General features: G+C 69.2%; 17 protein-coding genes. 6 read left to right on the top strand and 11 right to left on the bottom strand.

Annotated elements, in window-relative coordinates; all coding sequences use genetic code 11:
* Positions 1 to 167 precede the first annotated feature (167 nt).
* Genes CXY76_RS04865 through CXY76_RS04855 form a run of 3 tightly spaced genes read left to right on the top strand, consistent with a single transcriptional unit; the run spans position 168 to position 3,343 of the window.
* Complete coding sequence (locus CXY76_RS04865) at positions 168 to 1,706, top strand: AlkA N-terminal domain-containing protein (RefSeq protein ID WP_199190199.1); 1,539 nt, start codon at positions 168 to 170, stop codon at positions 1,704 to 1,706.
* A gap of 4 nt (positions 1,707 to 1,710) precedes the next feature.
* Positions 1,711 to 2,586 carry a fumarylacetoacetate hydrolase family protein gene (locus CXY76_RS04860; protein WP_104163121.1) on the top strand — a complete coding sequence of 292 codons (876 nt, stop codon included), beginning with the start codon at positions 1,711 to 1,713 and terminating at the stop codon, positions 2,584 to 2,586.
* On the top strand, positions 2,576 to 3,343 hold the full coding sequence (locus tag CXY76_RS04855; RefSeq protein ID WP_233199577.1) for a glycosyltransferase family 2 protein: 768 nt from the start codon (positions 2,576 to 2,578) through the stop codon (positions 3,341 to 3,343). The genes CXY76_RS04860 and CXY76_RS04855 overlap by 11 nt, the downstream gene beginning before the upstream one ends.
* A gap of 11 nt (positions 3,344 to 3,354) precedes the next feature.
* Here CXY76_RS04855 and CXY76_RS04850 read toward each other — a convergent pair whose 3' ends face one another.
* Together CXY76_RS04850 and CXY76_RS04845 are read right to left on the bottom strand one after the other, a co-directional pair.
* Positions 3,355 to 4,269, bottom strand: a complete 915-nt coding sequence (locus CXY76_RS04850; protein WP_233199576.1) for an alpha/beta fold hydrolase — start codon at positions 4,267 to 4,269, stop codon at positions 3,355 to 3,357.
* Positions 4,270 to 4,306: 37 nt separating this feature from the next.
* The gene (locus CXY76_RS04845; protein WP_104163157.1) at positions 4,307 to 5,827 is read right to left on the bottom strand and encodes an aspartate ammonia-lyase; all 1,521 of its coding nucleotides are present in this window, start codon (positions 5,825 to 5,827) and stop codon (positions 4,307 to 4,309) included.
* A gap of 325 nt (positions 5,828 to 6,152) precedes the next feature.
* Between CXY76_RS04845 and CXY76_RS04840 the strand changes: the two genes are divergently transcribed.
* Positions 6,153 to 7,073, top strand: a complete 921-nt coding sequence (locus tag CXY76_RS04840; RefSeq protein ID WP_104163119.1) for a hypothetical protein — start codon at positions 6,153 to 6,155, stop codon at positions 7,071 to 7,073.
* A gap of 99 nt (positions 7,074 to 7,172) precedes the next feature.
* Here the strand turns inward: CXY76_RS04840 and CXY76_RS04835 are convergent, their stop codons facing one another.
* A complete protein-coding gene (locus CXY76_RS04835) occupies positions 7,173 to 8,711 on the bottom strand; it encodes an NCS2 family permease (RefSeq protein ID WP_104163118.1) in 1,539 nt (512 codons plus the stop codon).
* A 90-nt stretch (positions 8,712 to 8,801) separates the two neighbouring features.
* A complete protein-coding gene (locus CXY76_RS04830; RefSeq protein ID WP_233199573.1) occupies positions 8,802 to 10,427 on the bottom strand; it encodes a carboxylesterase/lipase family protein in 1,626 nt (541 codons plus the stop codon).
* A gap of 123 nt (positions 10,428 to 10,550) precedes the next feature.
* Between CXY76_RS04830 and CXY76_RS04825 the strand changes: the two genes are divergently transcribed.
* Entirely contained in the window at positions 10,551 to 11,825 is a 1,275-nt protein-coding gene (locus CXY76_RS04825) for a uracil-xanthine permease family protein (protein WP_104163117.1), read from the top strand.
* Between the two features lie 278 nt (positions 11,826 to 12,103).
* On the opposite strand, the gene CXY76_RS04820 is transcribed toward CXY76_RS04825, so the two are convergent.
* The 3 genes from CXY76_RS04820 to CXY76_RS04810 form a co-directional block, all read right to left on the bottom strand.
* Positions 12,104 to 12,436 (bottom strand): peptidase, encoded by a 333-nt coding sequence (locus CXY76_RS04820; protein WP_104163116.1) that lies wholly within the window; start codon positions 12,434 to 12,436, stop codon positions 12,104 to 12,106.
* Complete coding sequence (locus CXY76_RS04815) at positions 12,433 to 13,623, bottom strand: inorganic phosphate transporter (protein WP_104163115.1); 1,191 nt, start codon at positions 13,621 to 13,623, stop codon at positions 12,433 to 12,435. The genes CXY76_RS04820 and CXY76_RS04815 overlap by 4 nt, the downstream gene beginning before the upstream one ends.
* 175 nt (positions 13,624 to 13,798) lie before the next feature.
* Positions 13,799 to 14,275 carry an 8-oxo-dGTP diphosphatase gene (locus CXY76_RS04810; RefSeq protein WP_104163114.1) on the bottom strand — a complete coding sequence of 159 codons (477 nt, stop codon included), beginning with the start codon at positions 14,273 to 14,275 and terminating at the stop codon, positions 13,799 to 13,801.
* Between the two features lie 76 nt (positions 14,276 to 14,351).
* On the opposite strand from CXY76_RS04810, the gene CXY76_RS04805 reads away from it, so the two are divergent.
* Entirely contained in the window at positions 14,352 to 14,615 is a 264-nt protein-coding gene (locus tag CXY76_RS04805) for a mycoredoxin (RefSeq protein WP_104163113.1), read from the top strand.
* 85 nt (positions 14,616 to 14,700) lie between these two features.
* Here CXY76_RS04805 and CXY76_RS04800 read toward each other — a convergent pair whose 3' ends face one another.
* The 4 genes from CXY76_RS04800 to CXY76_RS04785 all read right to left on the bottom strand — a co-directional run bounded on the left by CXY76_RS04800 (position 14,701) and on the right by CXY76_RS04785 (position 20,476).
* On the bottom strand, positions 14,701 to 15,729 hold the full coding sequence (locus CXY76_RS04800) for a 6-phosphofructokinase (protein WP_104163112.1): 1,029 nt from the start codon (positions 15,727 to 15,729) through the stop codon (positions 14,701 to 14,703).
* A gap of 131 nt (positions 15,730 to 15,860) precedes the next feature.
* On the bottom strand, positions 15,861 to 18,035 hold the full coding sequence (locus tag CXY76_RS04795; RefSeq protein ID WP_104163111.1) for a DEAD/DEAH box helicase: 2,175 nt from the start codon (positions 18,033 to 18,035) through the stop codon (positions 15,861 to 15,863).
* 201 nt (positions 18,036 to 18,236) lie between these two features.
* Positions 18,237 to 18,575 carry a DUF6804 family protein gene (locus CXY76_RS04790; protein WP_233199572.1) on the bottom strand — a complete coding sequence of 113 codons (339 nt, stop codon included), beginning with the start codon at positions 18,573 to 18,575 and terminating at the stop codon, positions 18,237 to 18,239.
* Complete coding sequence (locus tag CXY76_RS04785; protein ID WP_146073366.1) at positions 18,575 to 20,476, bottom strand: DUF2207 domain-containing protein; 1,902 nt, start codon at positions 20,474 to 20,476, stop codon at positions 18,575 to 18,577. The genes CXY76_RS04790 and CXY76_RS04785 overlap by 1 nt, the downstream gene beginning before the upstream one ends.
* Between the last annotated feature and the right edge of the window lie 58 nt (positions 20,477 to 20,534).

Below are 20,534 nucleotides of genomic sequence, written 5' to 3'. Positions count from 1 at the left end.
TTCCGCTACCGATCGGGTCGGTCGCGTGGCAGTCTGGATGGGTGACAACACCGACCAGCTCCCCCGGCGCAGCGCTCCCCCTGGCCCGTTCCCGTCGGACCGGCCCGGCCGGCGGTTCGGCGCGGGGCAACGTCGACGACCCGGTCTTCGCCGAACGGTACCGGGCCATGTCGTCCCGCGACGCCCGCTTCGACGGGCAGTTCATCACCGGTGTGCACTCCACGGGCATCTATTGCCGGCCGAGCTGCCCGGCCGTGACGCCCAAGCCCGGCAATGTGTCGTTCTACCTCACGGCCGCCGCGGCCCATGACGCGGGACTGCGGGCGTGCAAACGCTGCCTGCCCGATGCCGTGCCGGGGTCGCCGGCGTGGAACATCCGCGACGACCTGGCCGCGAGGGCGATGCGACTCATCGGCGACGGCACCGTCGAACGCGAGGGCGTGCCGGGGCTGGCACACCGGCTCGGCTACACGCCACGGCACCTCACCAGGGTGCTGGTCGCCGAGGTCGGCGCCGGCCCTCTCGCACTGGCCCGCGCCCACCGCGCGCAGACCGCTCGCGTGCTACTCACGAGCACCGATCTCCCGGTCACCGACATCGCGTTCGCCGCCGGTTTCGGCAGCGTGCGGCAGTTCAACGACACGATCGCCGCGGTGTACGAGCGCACCCCGACGGCTCTGCGGGCCGGCGCCGGGGTGCGGGCCGGCGGCCGTGACCGCGGCGCCCGTGCCGATCTTGACAGCGCAGCCCCGGCCGGCACCGGCACGAGGATCAGCCTGCTGCTGCCCGCCCGGGCGCCGTTCGATGGGCCGGGCCTGCTCGGCTTCCTGGGCGCGCGGGCCATCGACGGTGTCGAACGGTCCGCCGCCACCGGGTACGAACGCACCCTGCGGCTCCCGAACGGCTGGGCCACCCTGCACCTGGCCCTGGCGGGCACCAGCGAGGCGCCCGCGATCGCCTGCACCGCCCGGCTGGGCAGCCTCGCCGACCTCGCCCCGCTGGTGAGCCGGGTGCGCCGCCTGTGCGACCTCGACGCGGATGCGCAGGCCATCGATCGCGCCCTGACCGGCGACCCGGCGCTGGCCGGCTCGGTGCTCAGCACCCCCGGCATCCGGGTGCCGGGCAGCCTCGACCCCGAGGAGACCCTGTTCCGGGCCCTGCTGGGCCAGCAGGTGTCTGTGGCCGCCGCCCGCACCGCCCTCGGCCGGCTCAGCGCGGCCCTCGGCGAGCCGGTGCCGGGCGACCCCGGCCCCGACCCGGCCACCCCGCACCTGCTCTTCCCCACTGCGACCCGCGTTGCCGAACACGGCCGCGAGGTGCTGCGCGGCCCGGCTGCCCGCATCGACACGATCATCCGCGTCGCCGAAGCGCTGGCCGCCGGCGATCTCGTGCTCGACGTCGGAGAGGCCCGCGACGACCTGCAGGCCCGGCTCACCGCCCTGCCCGACATCGGGCCGTGGACAGCTGGGTACGTGGCCATGCGGGTGCTCGGCAGCCCCGACATCCTGCTCACCAGCGACCTCGCCCTGCGCCAGGGGGCCGATCGGCTCGGCCTGCCCGCCACGGCCAGGGCGCTCGCCGCTTACGGCAGCGTGTGGGCACCGTGGCGTAGCTACGCAGGCATGCACCTCTGGCGGGCGGCCGGCACACCACGACCGGCCGGGCCGCCGGTTCACGGCGAGAACGGTTCTGGCCGGTTACGCTGAAGAAGTGAAGTTTGCGCATCTCAGAGTTGAAGGCCAATCCACCCCCCGTCTCGCCGTCGTGGTGGACGACGCGGCGCTCTTCCTCGACGAGGTGCTCGACGACGCCCCGCGCGACCTCCAGGACCTCCTCGAAAAAGGCGCCCCGGAGTACGACAGGGTGCGGGCGCTGACGGCGAACGCGCTGACCCACGGTGCCAGCCTCACCCCCATCGACGACCTGCGGCACTCGTCGGCGGTGTTGCGGCCCCCGCAGATCATCGCGATCGGCGCCAACTATGCCGCCCACTCCTCCGAACTCAAACTGCGCAGCGAGACCGCCGCGACGGTGTTCTCGCTGTGGCCGAACTCGCTCACCGGTCACGAGTCGATCGTCACCTGGCCCAGCGACCTCACCGGCCAGGTCGACTACGAGGCCGAACTCGGCGTGATCATCGGCCGGCCCGCCCGCAACGTATCGGTGCGCAACGCCCTCGACTACGTCTTCGGCTACACCGTCGTGAACGACATCACCGCGCGGGACCTGCAGTTCTCCGAGGCGCAGTGGTCCAGATGCAAGTCGTTCGACGGGTTCACCCCCACCGGCCCACTGGTGGTCACCGCCGATGAGATCGCCGACCCGCAGAACCTCTGGCTGACCACCCACGTCGACGGGCGCATCCTGCAGGACGCGTCCAGCGGCGACATGGTGCGCACGGTGGCTGAGATCATCGCCTACCTGTCGCTGACCTCCACGCTGCTGCCCGGCACGCTGATCTCCACCGGCAGCCCCGGCGGCGCCGGCTACAGCCGCAAGCCGCAGGTGTTCCTCAAGGATGGGTCGACCGTCACCGTCTCCATCGACCGGATCGGGCTGCTCACGACCCACTGCCGTGAGATCTGACCCGGGCCCGCCTCGCACCCCGGTCACCATCTCGGTGGTCATCCCGGTTTACAACGACGTCGACTTCCTGCGCACCTGCTTGCGCGCCCTGTCCCAGCAGCGCCGGCCGGCCGACGAGATCATCGTGGTCGACAACGCCAGCACGGATGCGACGGCCGCCGTGGCCGGCGCCGCCGGTGTGCGCCTGGTCACCGAACCGCTGCGGGGAATCTGGCCGGCCTCTGCGGCCGGCTACGACGCGGCCATCGGCGACCTGATCGCCCGGCTCGACGCCGACTCCGTGCCGCCGGTGGACTGGCTGGAGCGGATCGAGGCCCGGTTCACGGCCGATCCCGACACCGCGGTGTACACCGGCCCCGGCGACTTCTACAACTGCGGACCCGTCACGGCGTGGTTGGGGGACCGGCTGTACATCGGCGGCTACTTCCGTTGGATGGGGTACTGGCTGGGTCACCCGCCGCTGTTCGGGTCGAACTTCGCCATGCGCCGGCAGGTCTGGGCCGCCAACCGGGACCGCGTGCGTCGCACCCGCCCCGATGTGCACGACGACCTCGACTTCAGCATGCACCTGGGCCGCAACGAACCGGTCACCCTCGACCGCACCCTGCGGGTCGCGATCTCCGCCCGCCCGTTCGAGACCCCGCGCGGGCTCGGCCGCCGGGTGGCGTGGGCCGGTCGCACGCTCTTCTCGGACTGGCCGGAGTACTCGCCCTGGCGCATCCGCCGGCGCTCAGCGGCCCGCCGGATGCTGCACTGACCGATTGGCCGTCAGCGGCCGCGCGCGTAGAGCGCGAGGAGGTCGCGGGCCAACTGGTGCGGGGTGGTCTCGCAGGGGCTGTGCCCGGCCGGGTAGACGCGTAGCTCCGCGCCGATCCGGTGGGCGAACCGCCGGTGCTGCGCCACCTTCCACAGGTCATGGTCGCCCACGGCGATGAGCTTGGGAACCGGGCTGCGGGCCAGTTCCCTGCGCACATCCGGGGTGTGCTTCATCAGCCCCATGATCTCGTCGAGGCTGGCGCGCCGGGTGTAGCCGAACCGCCGGCGGACCAGGTCGAGACGACCGGGCAGGGTGTGGTTGCGGTTGGTGACGATGCCCCAGATCATCAGGGACGCGATGGTGTGCGGGGGCACCAGGCCGCTGACCCGCCCGAGCCAGCGCACGCCGCGAAAGGTCTGGCCCGGCCCGGGCGGCGTGGTCAGCAGCACCAGCGAGGCGAACAGCTCCGGCCGGCGCGCCAGGGTCAGCTCGGCGACGAGGCCCGCGAACGAGTAACCGAGCACGTGCACCGGGGTGTCCCCCGATTCCAGCACCGCGACCAGGTCGGCCACGAAAAGCTCATAGTCGAAGTGCCGGCCTGGCAGCGGTCCGGCCGCCGCGGACTCGTACTGGCCGGCGAGGTCGAAACTCTCCACCCGATAGCCGGCGTCGGCGAGGATCGGTGCCAGCAGCACGAAGTCCTCCTTCGACCCGGTGGCCCCCGGAACGAGCAGCACCCGCGGGGCGCCTGGCCGGCCGAGCGCGATCGCGGCCAACCGGCCGCTGGGCGCCGGGAACCTGTAGCGCTCGGTGCCCGGCGGCAGGATCGTCCAGTCGAGGTCGGGCAAGGCGGCGTCGAGGCTCGCGAGACGATCGGGCCGGATCGGCTCGAACCGGTGGAGCGGCTGCCTCACGCGCAGGGACACGGCACCAGAGTAGCGCCGCCCACCGCCCGCTGCTGGCCTACTCGATGATGGGAATCGAGGAGGTGCCGGTGTCGGGCCGCATGCCGGACAGTCGGGCCGGTTCGAGCTCGCGCATCACGTCTTCCCTGGTCATCAGGTTGGCCTCCACCACCAGGTCGGACACGTTGCGCCCGGTCAGCAGCGCCGTCTGAGCGAGCGCGGCGGCGGCCGCATAGCCGATGTGCGGGATGAGCGCGGTGATCACGCCGACACTCGAGCCGACCATCGCGGCGAGCCGGTCCTCGTTGGCGGTGATGCCGTCGATACAGTTCACCCGCAGGGTCCACATCGCCTGGGTCATCCAGGTGAGGCTCTGGAACAGGTAGTGCGCGATGACGGGTTCGAACGCGTTGAGCTGCAACTGCCCGCCCTCTGCGGCCATCGTCACCGTCACATCCGCCCCGGCAACGGCGAACGCCACCTGGTTGACGACCTCGGGGATGACCGGGTTGACCTTGCCGGGCATGATGCTCGAGCCGGCCTGGCGGGGCGGCAGGTTGATCTCGCCGAACCCGGCCTGTGGGCCCGAGGAGAGCAGGCGCAGGTCGTTGCAGATCTTGGAGAGCTTGATGGCGCTGCGCTTGAGGTTGCCGCTGAACGACATGAAGCTGCCGGCGTCACTGGTCGACTCGATCAGGTCCGGCGCCGCCTCCAACTTGAGCCCGGTGATCAGATTGAGGTGGCGGATGGCCGCGGCCGCGTAGCCGGGATCGGCCGTGATCCCGGTGCCGATCGCGGTGGCACCCAGGTTGACCTCGGCGAGCAGCCAGATCGTCTCGGTGAGCCTGTCGTAGTCCTCGCCGAGGGTGGTGGCGAAGCCGTGGAACTCCTGGCCGAGGGTCATCGGCACGGCATCCTGCATCTGGGTGCGGCCCACCTTGAGGATCTGCTCGAACTCGTCGGCCTTGACCGAGAAGGAGCCCTGCAGCGCCTTGAGCTCACGGAGCAGGTGCTTGAGGAAGAACGCCAGGGCGATCTTGATCGCGGTGGGATAGGTGTCGTTGGTGGACTGGCTGCGGTTGACGTGGTCGATCGGGCTGAGAACGTCGTAGCGGCCGCGGCCGTAGCCCGCGTTCTCCAGTGCGAGGTTGCAGATGACCTCGTTGGCGTTCATGTTGGTGGAGGTGCCGGCGCCGCCCTGCATGACGCCCACCACGAACTGGTCGTGGTGCTTGCCCTCGATGATCTCCTGGCAGGCGGCGTCGATCCAATCGGCCCGCTCCTGGGAGAGAGCGCCCACCTCGGCGTTCGCGCGGGCGCAGGCCTGCTTCACCGAGGCGAGGGCCACGACGAAGTCGGGGTACACCGAGATCGGGCGCTTGGCGATGGGGAAGTTCTCCAGCGCCCGCTTGGTGTGCACACCCCAGTAGGCGTCCTGGGGGACCTCGACGCGGCCGAGCGAGTCGCGCTCGATGCGGAAGCCGGGAGTGGCGGCGGGGATGTCGGCGCCCAGATCCCGTGGGCTGGTCGTGTCTTCTATGGTCAAGTCGGCGTTCGTCGTTTCAGTTCTTGCGGACATGCTGCTGGTGGGGTGCACGTGGGCTCCATTGCCGTCGGTGAAGAGCTTGTGGCTCATGACCGGTTCACTCTATCGCGAGCCCCCGGCCCGGTACCGGAGCCGCACATTTCGCCTGCGTCACGCAGGGAACCGTCGTCTCCCGGCGGGGCTGTGCAAGAAAACGCAGGTGCGAGGCCACTAGTCCCGCGGCGCGTGTTCCCCTCGGCGATACGACGAACGCTAGGGTAATCGTGGACCGCAGGGGGTGTCGGCCCAGGTTTGCGACGGCGCCTGTCAGGTGGTTCACCGCCCCCGGCCGAAGCGGCCACGTCTCGCAAGGAGCCCCATGACCCCGACCGACCAGCTGCCCCCGGCATACTCGGCGCCGATTGAGCCGCCCGCCGCGAGCCCCCAGCCGCCGGCACCCGCGGTCACGCCGGGCGGAACAGGGCTGGCCACGGCCGCCCTCGTCGTCGGCATCGTCGCGTTCCTCTTCGGCTGGGTCACCATCCTGGGCGGGCTCCTGGGGATCGCCGGCATCATCCTGGGCATCATTGCCGTGCGCGCCGGCCGGGCCCGCGCCCGGGCCATCGTCGGCCTCGCGCTGGCCGCCGTCGGGTTCCTGTGCAACGTCATCTTCGCCGTGATCCTCGTTGCCTGGTTGGCGAGCCCCGGCGCGTACGAGGGAATAGTCAGGGCCGTCGCGTCCAACGCTCCGGACTCGTCCTCCAGCGAGGTCGCCGCCACCGACGTCGAGACCGTCACCCTCGACACTCCCTGCTACTCTTTCGCCGCGCCGGCCGGGTACATCAACAACCAGTCGAAGGAAGCCACCGCCGCCTGCGGCACCAACGCCGAGCTGTGGGGCGAGTACAACGCTGACGGCACCGTGAAGAACACCGGTGTCGGCGCGATTCTGGGCAGTGTCAACGTGGAGGCGATCGGCTCCGCTGCGGCCGCCGACTTCGCCCCGGACGGCACTCTCGAGGGCATGATGGGCTATCTCGACGCCGAGTTCATTCCGGCGATGGGCACCGTGATCGGGCAGGCCGAGACCGTCACCATCGACGGCACGCCTGCCGTGCTCACCCGGGTCACCAGCGACGTCGTCGCCACGAAGACCAAGGCCCTGCTGGTGCTGAAGGCACCGGATGCCTACCAGGTCCCCGACAAGGACGTGCAGTTCTTCCTGCTCTCGGTCGTCACCCCGGAAGAGAACGGCGACGCGATCATCGACGCGGCGATCTCCTCCTGGACCTGGCAGTAGCAACAGCCCACCTCCCCCTCTCGCGAGAGGACAGGTGAGGCCCCCTGGATCTCGTCCAGGGAGCCTCAACTGTCAGGTCACCGTCGTGCGGCGCATCCGTTAGACGCCGAACAGGACCTCGACGGGACCGCGCACGAAGAAGACCAGGAAGCCGACCGCGACGACCCAGAGCAGCGGGCTGATTTCCCGGGCCTTGCCGGAGAGCGAGCGCACGATGACCCAGCTGATGAAGCCGGCGCCGATGCCGTTGGCGATGGAGTAGCTCAGCGGCATCACGATGATGGTGAGGAACACCGGCAGCACGATGGAGAAGTCGCTGAAGTCGATGAACCGGATCTGCGACACCATCATGGCACCGACGATCACGAGGGCCGCTGCGGCCACCTCGAGGGGCACGATCTGGGTGAGCGGGGTGAAGAACATCGCCGCGAGGAACAACAGCCCGGTGACGATGTTCGCGAAACCGGTGCGCGCACCCTCGCCGATGCCGGCGCCGGACTCGACGAAGACCGTGTTGGACGACGCGGAGGCGGCGCCGCCGACGACGGCGCCGACTCCCTCGACGATCAGGGCCGACTTCAACCGCGGGAAGTTGCCGTCCTTGTCGGCGACACCGGCCTCGCTGGAGAGCCCGGTCATGGTGCCCATGGCATCGAAGAAGTTCGTGAAGACCAGGGTGAAGACCAGCATTACGGCAGCGAGAACGCCGATGCGCTCGAAGGCGCCGAAGCTCACGTCGCCCACCAGCGACAGGTCGGGCAGCGAGACGATGCTGGTCGGCAGCACCGGGGCGTTGAGGTTCCAGCCGTCCGGGTTGATGCCGAGGGACGGGCCGACCTTGAAGATGGCCTCGAGGATGACGGCCAAGACGGTGGTGCCGACGATACCGATGAAGATCGCGCCCTTGACCTTGCGGGCCACGAGCACACCGATGACCAGCAGTCCGACCACGAACACCGCGGTGGGCAGGGTCGCGACCGAGCCTGACTCGCCCAGCTGCACGGGCGGGGAGGCGACGCCGCTGGAACGCACGAAGCCGGAGTCGACCAGGCCGATGAACGCGATGAAGAGGCCGATGCCCACGGTGATGGCGATCTTGAGCTGGCGCGGCACGGCGGTGAAGATCATCTCGCGCAGGCCCGTGCTGGCCAGCAGCACGATGATGAGGCCGTTGATGACGACCAGGCCCATGGCCTCGGGCCAGGTGACCTGGCCCACGACGCTCACGGCCAGGAACGAGTTGATGCCGAGCCCGGCGGCGAAGCCGAACGGCAGTCGGGCGATGACACCGAACAGGATGGTCATCACCCCGGCGGTCAGCGCGGTCACGGCGGCGACCTGGCCGTTGGGCAGCCAGTTGCCGGCCACATCCACCGCGGCCTGGTCGGCGCTGAAGCCACCGAGGATGAGCGGGTTGAGAATGACGATGTAGGCCATCGTGACGAAGGTGACCAGACCGCCGCGCACCTCCCGGCCCCAGGTGGAGCCGCGGCGGGTGATCTCGAAGTACCGGTCGAGCACAGAACCGGTGCCGCGCCCCGTCGGCTCAGACGGGCCGGACGCCGGCGGCGTTTCGGTCGAGGTGCCTGTCGTGGCTGTTGCTGCTGCGGCGGTGGACTCGTGCTCTGATGCGGAAATGATGCTCTCCCGGTCGATGTGCGGCGGCGTGCCAAACGCCTTATTCTACGACGCGTCCCACCGCCGTGATAATCAGCCCACCCTGCCTGGCTAAACGTGCGGCACGAATTTGCCCCAGGCGACGCGCCGTTCGGCCTGCGGATCGGCCTCGATCCGGTCGCGGCCGTCGATCACCAGCGTGAGCCTGTCGGCCTCGGTGTATGGCGGCCAGGCCGTATCCGGAACGCCCGTGCCGGCAAAACCCAGCCACCAGCCCTGCATGCGCGCACCGATGGCCTTGAACTCCCGCCGCCCGCCCAGCGCCGTCATGCCGCGGCCGAACCAGCCGTCCAACCTGTCGAAGAGCGGGAACAGTTCGAGTCCGTGCGTGGCGTCCAGGCCCATCCGGCGCAGCAGCCGGGGCGCGGCGTCGAACCGGTAGAAGTACACCGGGGCGTATCTGGAGTGCCGCTCCCCCACCTTCACGCTCGGATACCAGAACGAGTAGTCGCCGCCGAAGTCGAGCGCGGCCCGCGCCGCGGGAATGCCCGGGTACTGCGCCTTGAGGGCCTTCTTAGCCTTCTTCTTGGTGTTGGCGAAGACCGCCCGCATGCGCGGCGGCGTTGACGCGAGTATGTCGATGCGGCCGCTGAACAGCGAGCCTTCGCGCTGGTTGGTGCCGATGATCAGCGGGATGGGGTGCGCCCGGCCGTCGCGGAACGCGTCCAGCGGCCGTTCGGGGAGGAAGTCACCGTCGATGACCGGGCAGAGCGGGATGGTGCCGGGGTACTGGTCGGGCGAGCGCACGGTGAGGGTGGTGGTGGCCTCGGCGAGGCGGGCGGGGTCGGTGTGCAGCAGCAGGCGCACGGCCTCCGCGTCGGTGAGGCCCGAGCTCACCGGCTGTTCGGCCGGCCGGCCCGGGAGCTGCTGGGCCGGCTGTCCGGCATCGGCGGCCGGGGCGCCCAGGGTCTGCTCGGCGAGGATGCTCACGAATGTCGCCGCCCACTCGGCGGTCAGCGCCGGCGGGTACACGGCGTTCGGCGGGGCGCTCTGCGCGATGGCCCGCTGGAACAGCCCCGCGGCCGCCGGCACCGTCATCAGGGTGGTGACGGCATTGCCGCCGGCCGATTCGCCGAACAGCGTCACGGCATCCGGGTCGCCGCCGAAGGCACGGATGTTGGCGCGCACCCAGGCGAGCGCCGCGACCTGGTCGCGCAGCCCCAGGTTGCTCTCGAACGGCCGCTCTGGCGTGGAGTACCGGCTGAAGTCGAGATAGCCGAGCGCGCCCAGCCTGTAGTTGATGCTCACGTAGACGATTCCGCCGCGGCGCACCAGCCCCTCCCCCTGGCGGGGATTCTCGCGGGACGACCCCACGCTGTACGCGCCGCCGTGCACGAAGACCATCACGGGGCGGAGCGCCCCATCGTCGATCGGCACATCCGGGGCGATCACGTTGAGGGCCAGGCAGTCTTCGCTCTGCGGGATGCGGGGGTGGGCGCCGAGGAACTGGCCCTTGTGGCTCTGGGTGGCGACGGGTCCGAACTCCGCCGCGTCGCGCACGCCCGGCCAGGGCTGCGCCGGAGCCGGGGCGCGGAAGCGCAGTGCACCCACCGGCGCCGCCGCATAGGGAATGCCCCGCCAGGCGCGAATTCCGCGCTCGCTGACCCCGCGCACCAGGCCACCGGACACCCGGATCTCGAGCGGATCGAGAGCGCGGGCGCCGGTATGCGAAGTCATGGGGTGATCCTAATCCGGTCCGCTGACCCCGGGGCGAACTCGGTGGCCCGGCCGGTGGAGCACTACGCTCAGCTAGGGCCGCGCGAGGCATGGGCGGCCGGATCACACAGAAACGAGACACCAATGGCACTGCCCTGGACCCTGCACGGCGACGGTAAGACCGTCGGCCCGACCGACGTCGTGGCCCCCGGCGAACGCCTGAACTGGCCGATCACGATCGGCATCGGCGCCCAGCACGTGGTCGCGATGTTCGGCGCCACCTTCCTGGTCCCGCTGATCACCGGCTTCCCGCCGAGCACCACCATCCTGTTCTCCGGCATCGGCACGATCCTGTTCCTGCTGATCACGCGCAACAAGTTGCCGTCCTACCTCGGGTCGTCGTTCGCGTTCATCGCCCCGATCACCGCCGCAGTCGCCACCGAGGGAATGGGCAGCGCCTTGTTCGGCATCCTGGCCGTCGGTGTGCTGTTGGCCCTGGTCGGCGCGATCGTGCAGGTCACCGGTGCCGGTTGGATCGACGCCCTGATGCCGCCGGTGGTGTCCGGCGCGATCGTCGCGCTGATCGGATTCAACCTGGCGCCGGTGGCGAAGGCCAACTTCACCCTGGCGCCGCTCACCGCGCTGATCACCCTCGCCGCCGTCATCCTCTCCACAGTGCTGTTCCGCGGCATCCTCGGCCGGCTGTCGATCTTCCTGGGCGTCATCGTCGGTTACATCGCCGCCGTCATCCAGGGCGAGGTCGACTTCAGTGCCGTCGGTGACGCCGCCTGGGTCGGCCTGCCGCCGCTGACCCTGCCGACGAACCCGTTCGAGAACCCCGCCGTGTGGTCCATCCTGCCGGCGTTCCTGCCCGTGGTGCTGGTGCTGATCGCCGAGAACGTGGGCCACATCCGCGGCGTCGCGCAGATGACCGACAGCAAGGTCAACCGGCTCACCGGTCGGGCGCTGCTCGCCGACGGCCTCGCCACGGTGCTGGCCGGCTTCGGCGGCGGCTCCGGAACCACCACCTACGGCGAGAACATCGGCGTGATGGCCGCCACCCGGATCTACTCGACGGCCGCGTACTGGGTGGCCGGCATCACCGCGGTGTTGCTGGGCCTCTCCCCCAAGATCGGCGCCGTCATCAGCACCATCCCGGCGGGCGTGCTCGGCGGCGTCACGACGGCCCTGTACGGGCTCATCGGTATCATCGGCGTGAAGATCTGGCTCGACAACAAGGTGGACTTCAGCAAGCCGGTCAACCAGTTCACCGCCGCGACCGCGCTGATCATCGGCATTGCGGACTACACCTTCAGCGCCGGCACGCTCACCTTCAACGGCATCGCGCTGGGCACCGTCGCAGCCATCGTGATCTACCACTCGATGACCTGGGTGGCCCGGGTGCGTCGCACAGCGTAGCCACACCTGCCCGCGAGCTGTGAGCTAAGCACCTAACCGAAGCGTTTTTCGGGGCTTATCTCACAGTTCGCGGGCTTTGCTGTGCTCCGACGGGGCCGCCTGGCGATCCCGCGCGCCACGCCCCACGCACCACGCACCACGCACCACGCACCGAGCACACACATGCGCGCGCACGCGCCACGCACTCCCGGGGCACACGGATGCCCGCGAGCTGTGAGTTAAGCACCTTCCCGAGGCGTTTTTCGGGGCTTAGCTCACAGTTCGCGGGCTTGTGGACGCTACTGGTGCAGGGCGGGGACGATCAGGTAGACGCCGTAGAGCACGATCAGGCCGCACAGCGCGAAGCAGAGGTAACCGGCGTTCTGGGCGACCCGCTTCTGGGTGTGGGTGAGCGGGTTGGCCTTGCGGGCCTTGCGAGCGCGTTTGGCGTCCTTCGCGGCCCTGGCCGGGCTGAGCACGGTGATGGCGCCGGTGAACTCGGCGGGTTCCACCGTCGGGATGCGCCCGGCCGTGGTGAGCAGGCGCAGGCCCAGCGAGTAGAGCGAGACCACGACGGCCGAGGACACCAGCGCGGCAGCCGCGACAACGAGGAAAGCTGACCAGTCGATCACAGTGCAACCTTCGCTCGGTCCTTGCGGGACGGTTTGCGGGGCGTCTTCTTGATCTTCACGACGTGGCCCGCGTCATCGATGTCGTGCAGGTTGTCGTGCGATACGCTGTCGCGCTTTGACCACTGGAAGAGCACGTAGACCACGACAGTGCCGATGACGACGTCGAGCAGGATGCCGATCGGTCCGAGCAGCGCCAGGCCCGCGGCGAACGCACCCATGATGGCGGAGGCCGGCAGGGTGAGCAGCCAGCCGAGCGCGATCTGGCCGGCCATGCCCCAGCGAACCGTGGAGCCGCGGCGGCCCAGCCCGGAGCCGATGACCGACCCGGAGGCTACCTGGGTGGTGGAGAGGGCGAAGCCGAGGTGGCTGGACGCGAGGATGGTCGCGGCGGTGCTGGTCTCGGCGGCGAAACCCTGGGCGGGCTTGATCTCGGTGAGTCCGCGGCCCATGGTGAGGATGATGCGCCAACCGCCGGTGTAGGTACCGATCGCGATGGCGAGGGCGCAGCAGGCCACCACCCAGAACTGCGGCCCTGAGCCCACGGCCTGGTAGCCGCCGGCGATGAGGGTCAGGGTGATCACGCCCATGGTCTTCTGCGCGTCGTTGGTGCCGTGCGAGAGGGCCACCAGCGAGGAGGAGAAGATCTGCGCGTAGCGGAAACCGCCGCGGCCATCCGGCTTGCCGGCATCGCGGCGGGTGATGGCGTAGGCGAGGCGGGTGGCGAGGTACGCGACGATGCCGACGGTGATCGGGGCGATCAGCGCGGGCAGGATCACCTTGGCCAGGACGACGTCGAAGGCCACGGCCTGCGCCCCCACCCCGATGATGGTGGCGCCGATGAGTCCGCCGAACAGGGCGTGACTGGAACTGGACGGCAGACCGCGCAGCCAGGTAATCAGGTTCCAGACGATCGCGCCGATCAGACCGGCGAAGATCATCTCCGGGCTGATCTGGATTCCTCCGTCGCCCTCCTTGATGATGCCGCCGGAGACCGTTTTGGCGACCTCGGTGGACAGGAACGCCCCGACGAGGTTGAGGACTGCCGCGACGCCGACAGCGACCTTGGGCTTCATGGCCCCGGTGGCGATCGGTGTGGCCATGGCGTTGGCCGTGTCGTGGAATCCGTTGGTGAAGTCGAAGATGAGTGCCAGTGCGATGACCAGCGCGACGATAAGGGTGAAATCCACCGGCGTCTTTCCTTGTAATTCAACCCGAACCGTGGCCGGGTAGATAGTCACACCGGCACGCAAGAGAGATGTCTGGCTCGAAACCGGGCCTCGTTGATCCTGACAGCCTGAGGCGGGCAGGTCAATTCAGGGAGCGTTCATCCGCGGTTCACCCGGCTGTCAGGTGGCAGGAGGATCAGCCGCGGGCCACGACCGTGGCGAGGTCAACACCGAAGGTGAACGTGGCCTCGACTCTCTGGCCGGCCAGCACACCCGGCAGCCAGTGCCTGGCGTCGTCCCACATCTCGTCGACGGGCAGCTGGGCGATCGTGAACCATTCCGGGTTCAGCTCGTCGGATTCGCGCGGGATGCCGCTGAACCGGTCGGTGACGAAGACGTTCGACCGCTGGCTCCAGGTGGGTTTGTGCGGGAACAGGTAGGTGAGAACCCCCATCGGGGTGAGCGCCTCGGGCACCACGGTCAGGCCGGACTCTTCCTCGATCTCGCGCACGGCGGCATCCAGCGCGGATTCGCCGGGCTCGAGCTTGCCGCCGAGCCCGACGATGTTGCCCAGGCCCAGGCCCTTCTTCTTGCGGCCGAGCAGCACCTGCGGCTCGCCGGTCTCGGAGAGGCGGGTGAGGTAGCACACGCACACCTGGGGCAGGTCGGTCATGGGTTCATCGTACCGACCGGCCCGGCCCGCCCCGGGCACCCCGGGAGTGCGGGAAAACCTCGGTTACGCTGTACGCATGGATTTTGTGCCTCAGACCGGAACTATCACGATGTTCACCACCACCTGGTGCGGCTACTGCTCGCGCCTGAAGAGCCAACTCGACAAGGTCGGCATCGGCTACACCGAGGTGAACGTCGAAGAGGTCGACGGCACCTCTGAGCTCGTTATGAGCCTCAACGGTGGCAACCGCACCGTGCCGACGGTGCTGTTCCCGGATGGCTCTGCCGTGACGAACCCGTCGCTCGCGCAGGTGCAGGCCAAGCTCGCGCCCGCCGCGTAACACTCCCGTCAGACAGAACTGCCCGGCCGACCTGAGTCGTCCGGGCAGTGCTATTTGACGGGCAGTGCCGTCTGCTGATGCGGGTTTAGCCGAAGAGCACGGCTGCTTCGTCGTAACGTTCCTGGGTGACCCGGTTGAGGTCCATGGTGGCGTCGGCGATGCTGACGTTGCGGATGTCGGTGCCCTTGAGGGAGACCATCGAACCCCACTTGCCCTCGATGACGGCGTCGACCGCTGCCATGCCGAGGCGGGTGGCGAGCACCCGGTCGTAGGCCGACGGAGCGCCACCACGCTGGGTGTGGCCGAGGACGGTCGCCCGTGCCTCGATGCCGGTGCGCTCCTCGACCATGGGGGCGATGAGTTCGCTGATGCCGCCGAGGCGCGGACGGTTGAACGCGTCCAGGCCCTTGTGCGAGTGCGCCTCGCCCATTTCGGCTAGCAGGAAGCCCTCGGAAACGACGAGCACCGGCGCGCGGCCGCGATCGCGGACGCTCTCGACCCACCCGCAGATCTGTTCGATGGTCTGCGGCTGCTCGGGGATGAGGATGGCGTGGGCGCCGCCGGCCATGCCGGAGTGCAGGGCGATCCAGCCCACGTGGCGGCCCATGACCTCGACGATCATGCAGCGGCCGTGGGAATCTGCCGTGGTGCGGAGGCGGTCGATGGCCTCGGTGGCGATCTCGACGGCGGTGTTGAAGCCGAACGAGTAGTCGGTGGCGGCGAGGTCGTTGTCGATGGTCTTCGGTACGCCGACGATCTTGATGCCGGCATCCGTGAGACGACGGGCAGCGGTGAGGGTGCCCTCGCCGCCGATCGCGATGATGGCGTCGATGCCTTCGGCGTCCATGGTCTTCTGGATGTTCTCGGGTCCCGCGTTCTCACCCTCGAAGGGGTTGGTGCGGGAGCTACCGAGAATGGTGCCGCCCTGGCGGGACAGGCCACGAACGCTGTGCCGGTCGAGCTTCATGAACTCGCCCTGCACCAGCCCGCGCCAGCCGTTGCGGATGCCCACGAACTCTGAGTCGTACGCGCGCCCTCCCTTGAGGACAGCACCCCGAATCACTGCGTTGAGGCCCGGGCAGTCTCCGCCGCTGGTGAGGATACCGATCTTCATTTCTGGCTACTCCTTATTACATGCATGTGTATTTCGGCACATCGCCCGTCCACCATCATGGTGGCGGGCCGTGGCCTGGATCAAGTCAACACCGACGGCGCTGCTCTGGGGTAGGGACTTCCGGCCCGGTATTACAGCTCTCCGTCCAGCGCCTGCGTGAGTACGTATACCAACGCGCTGGCCTGCACCGAATCTGCTGCGGAGACGTCTTCGTCTGCCCCGTCGAGCGCGCGGGCCGCGAGGCCCTGCTTGCTGCCGATGAGTTCGGCGATGCGCGCATCAATAGTGTGTGCGGCGATGATCCGCCAGGCGGTGACAGGTTCGGCCTGACCGATCCGGTGCACCCGGTCGATGGCTTGCGTCTGCTCCGCCGCCGTCCAGCTCAGTTCCGCCAGCACCACGTTGGATGCCGCCTGCAGGTTCACGCCGACGCCGGCCGCGGTCAGCGAACACACCACGATGGCGACCTCGGGGTCGGTGTTGAACGAGTCGATCGCGGCCTGGCGGGCCAGGGCGCTCTGATCGCCCCGCAGCGACACCGTGCGCAGACCGCGCTTGGCGAAGATCTCCTCCGCGGCATCCATCACGTCGATGTGCTTGGCGAAGAACACCACCTTGCCCACCGAGTGGGCCAGCTGGGCCGCGTAGTCCGCGGCGAGCCCGGCCTTGGCCTGGCCGATCTTGCGCACCATGGTGAACACGTTCTCGCCGGTGCTGGTGCCCTTGGATTCCTCGAGGTCGGCGTGTGCGACGGCGCGGATGTACGCGGCGCGCTGCTCGTCGTCGATCTCCGGGTTGCGCACGCCGGGGTGGCGGGCGGCGACCAGGGCCTTGTAGCGCTGCACCAGGCGGGCGCCGAGCTCACGTTCGGCCTTCTGGATGGAGCGGCCCAGTTCGCTGTCGAGCTCCACCGGGAGGTCGGCGATGCGCTTGGCGGGCAGGTCGGCGGCGACGTCGACCTTGCGGCGGCGCACGATGCCCATGTCGATGACCGCGGCGCGGGCCGCGGTGTAGAACCCGGCGTCGGCGGGGGTGAGCCCGGTTTCCTCCAGGCGTGCCATGAGCTTGGCGGTGGGCTTGTCGCCGTCGATCCAGCCGAGGAACTGCCAGATGGCGCGGAAGTCATCGACGTCGTTGATCAGCGGGGTGCCGGTGAGGGCCATCAGCAGCGGGTTGTTGCCCGGGGTGCGGCGGCGGATCTGCTCGGCGAGGCTGAGCACATGCTTGGAACGCTGCGACTGCAGGTTCTTGATGAAGTGGGCCTCGTCGACGACCATGCCCTTGAAGCCCAGGGTGCCCAGCCAGGCCAGGTGCCGGTCGAGCACGTCGTAGTTGACCACGACGACGTCGGCGAAGGCGTCGAGAGTGTCGCCGTCGCCGTGGATGACCGTGGCGCGCCGGTGCGGCGTCCACAGTTCGACCTCGCGCACCCAGTTCATCTTCACGACGTTGGGCACGATCGCCAGCAGCGGGTAGGCGCCGGCGACGGAGGCGGCGAGCAGGCTCTGCGCGGTCTTGCCCAGGCCGGGCTCGTCGGCGAGGAGGTAGCTGCGGTGGCCGACGCGGGCGCTTTCGATGAACCGTGCCTGGTGGCGCATGAGTTCCATGCCGCGCGGAGAGAACCTGTCGACATTGGGGGCTTCGGGCAGGTCCATGCTGGCGGCCTGGCCGCCGGAACCGAATTCGAAGGCCTTGAACAGCGGGCCGAGCAGTTCCCAGTTGGCCAGGCGACGAGCCGAGGACACCGGCGCGGCCTTCACGGCGCTGAAGTCGGGGGCCAGGAACGGGTTGGCCATCTGGCGGGCGCGCACCGACTGCGGGATGACCTGATTCTGCGGCACCTCGGGCTTGGCCTCGGGTTCGCGGGTGATGATGAGCTCGTCCGGGCTGAGTTCAGCGCCCGATTCCAGCAGCCAGTCGCGGCGGAAGCGCTGCGCGACGGTGGAGACGCCGGCATCCGGTTCGAGCAGGGTGATCAGACTGGTGTCGCGGGCGGCGGTCTTCGCGAGGATCTGGGCGATGCCGTCGAGGCGTTTGAGGAGTTCGGCGCGGTTCGCGTCGGTCAGTTCGGGGTCGGTCTTCACCCGGGCGCGTTCTTCACGCATCAGCAGCGCGATGACCTGGTACTTGGTGCGGTTGGTGGGGCCGAGCTTGGTGCCGCTCTGGGCCTTGGCTTCGACCTCGCGCACCTTGCGGGCGAGGATCGGGATGATGGGGGCGTCGTCGTCGCGCGAGCGCGGCCGTTGACGTGTTCGACCGCTGCCGGCTCCAGCGCGGCCCGCTCCGTTGGTGCGGGTGTGTGCCATTTTTCTCCACTTCACACCAGCGCAGCACTCAATGCGCGCTCGTCGTGTTGCGCATCCGCAGGATGCCTGTGCGATCGTTACGCCGAACCCCATGATCGAGCAGCGGGACGCCGCAACTTTCAGTCACTACTGCACTGATGGCCGCGGGGCCACGGTCGAGCCGGCTCCAGACGCATCCTTAGTCTATGCCCGCCCCCGGATTTAGCGGTGCACGGCCGTCGGGACCTTGGTCCGGATTCCCACGATGATGAAGACCAGGGCGGCAATGAACTGAGCGGACACCCAGCCCTGCCCGTGCAGTTCGATGACGACGATCGGATTCCACAGCACCGCGATCGGCACCAGGCCGATGAGCCACCACCACGCCTTGGCCTGGATGACGAAGACGCAGATGATCAGGGCCAGGATGCTGACGAGGTAACGGATGATCACGAAACTGTCGACTTCGAGCAGGGCCAGTCCGCCCAGGAGCGCGATCGCGCCGAGCAGGCCGGGTGCCAGTGCCGAACGGGTGTAGGTAGGTTCTGCCGGGGTGCCCATCAGACGCCACCTCCCCCGCCGCCGCCTCCGCCGCCGCCGACGGAGCCGCCACCGCTCGAACCGGAACCGGCCGAGCTGGTTGCGATACCCGTCGATGCGGACGTGGCGAACGCTGAGACGCCGGTGGCGAAGTACGCGGCGCTGAACGGCGCGGTGCCGACGTACCAGTCCGGTTGCTGGTGGGCGCCGGCGTAGTAGTCGCCGAGCACCGCGGACCATTCCTTCTCCTGGCCGGTGAGCACCGCGAACGGCAGCAGCCGCTCGTAGAGCTTGAGCACCTGCACGGGTTCGGTCGCCACCGCTCCGGGAGCCTCGTCCGTTCGGTATGGCGTGCGCAGGGCGCCCCGGGGGCTCTGCAGCACCCGGAGCCGGTCCGCTTCGGCAAGCGAGATGTACACGGAGACACCCTTCAGGTAGTCGCGCAGTTCGGCGCCGCGAGCGGTGAGCGGTCGCACATCGGCGGTCACGACAATCGTAACGATCGACGCGATCAGGCCCACCACCAGGAACAGCGCGGGCCACGCGCCGGCGACCTCCGTGGCGAACGAGACGATGCTCGCGATCATCGCGACGAAACCGGCGACGATGGCCAGGCCGAACAGCCAGCCTCTGAGGGCGCCGCCCTTCTTCTCTCGGAGCCCATCGGCGAGCAACTGTTTGCGGGCGGCGCTCGTGGCGGCGGTCAGCGCGGTGCCCAGCTTCGCATCCGTCTTCTTGAAGTCCCGGATGGTGCCGATGTCCTGGTGGACGGGGAACAGGGCGTCGAGAACGGCACGCTCGGTGGGGTCGAGGCCCGCCCGGCTGCGCAACTCGAGGAGGTAGTGGTTCTTGCCTTCGCCCTCGAGGACCCGAACGTTGCCGTTGACGGCGAACTGCAGGAACTGGGCGGTGAGGGACTTGCCGCCGGCCTTGGCGCCGAGCACGCCGCCGGCCTGCAGCAGGTTCACGCCCGTCGGCGGCAGGTATTCGGCGATGATGGTGGGCCGGCCGGGCTGGTTGCGCCATCGGGTGTTGCGCAGGGTGACGCCGAGCACGGCCGTGGCCAACGCGGCCAGTGCCGCGAGCAGCGCGATCGTGGGGAACGCGTTAGCGGTGAACGAATCGTCCCGGGGCACGAAGGTTCCCTCGTCGAATCCCACGGCCAGGGCCAGGCCCTCGTGCGGACCCAGGTCGCGTGCGGCGGCTTCGATGACCCATTCGTCGCCGTCGGCGGCGCTGTCGAGCGTGTCGCAGGTCGCACCGGATGTCGACGCGCCCTGGTAGCAGGCGCTCTGACCGGTGAGCGCGGGAACCAGGTCGGCTGCCACGTGCACGGTCGCCGAGACGGCGCCGAACGGCTGGGCCCAGCCGGTGCCGTTCACCTCCCAGAAGAACTCCTCATCAGTGGTGTCGTCCGGAAAATGGGCGATGTTCTTCTGGGTGTAGCTGATGACGTAGGTCTGGTCGCCGTGTACGAAGTCGTCGTCGGCGATGGTGACGCTGAGGAACTCGTCATCGGAGTCGTCGCTGTCGGTGTCGGTCTCGTAGTCCCGCTCCCGGCCGGTCTCGTCGGTGACGCTGACGATGGAAAGCTCGGTGGGCTCGCCACGGTAGTGGGTGGGTATCTGGCGCCTGATCCCGTGGTTCTGGTCGGTCTCCGGAAAGCTCGCCACGAGAGTCTCAGTGGTGGCCAGGGTGGAGTGGCCCTCGTCGTCACGGCCAAGCCGGTAGTCGCCGTGCATGGACACGAAGCCGAAATCGTCGACGCCGGCGGCCACGACCAACGAGGGCGACTCGGGCGCGGATGTCACGGCGGCAGCGCCGGCCAGAGCCGCGGCAGGGCTCGTGGTGAGGAGGGTGAGCCCGGCGAGGATCGTCGCTGCCAACGACAGTCGCAGGCTGAAGGTGACGGGTCGGTGCATGCTCTCATGGTAGCGAGCGGCGGTCAGGCACCCGGTCACCGGCGGCGCGCGGTTCCCG

The sequence above is a fragment of the Cryobacterium sp. N22 genome, assembly GCF_002929555.1.
In the GTDB taxonomy this organism is placed as follows: Bacteria; Actinomycetota; Actinomycetes; order Actinomycetales; family Microbacteriaceae; genus Cryobacterium.
Note: the sequence above shows the minus strand (reverse complement) of the source record. Positions and strands in the feature narration are given on the sequence as shown.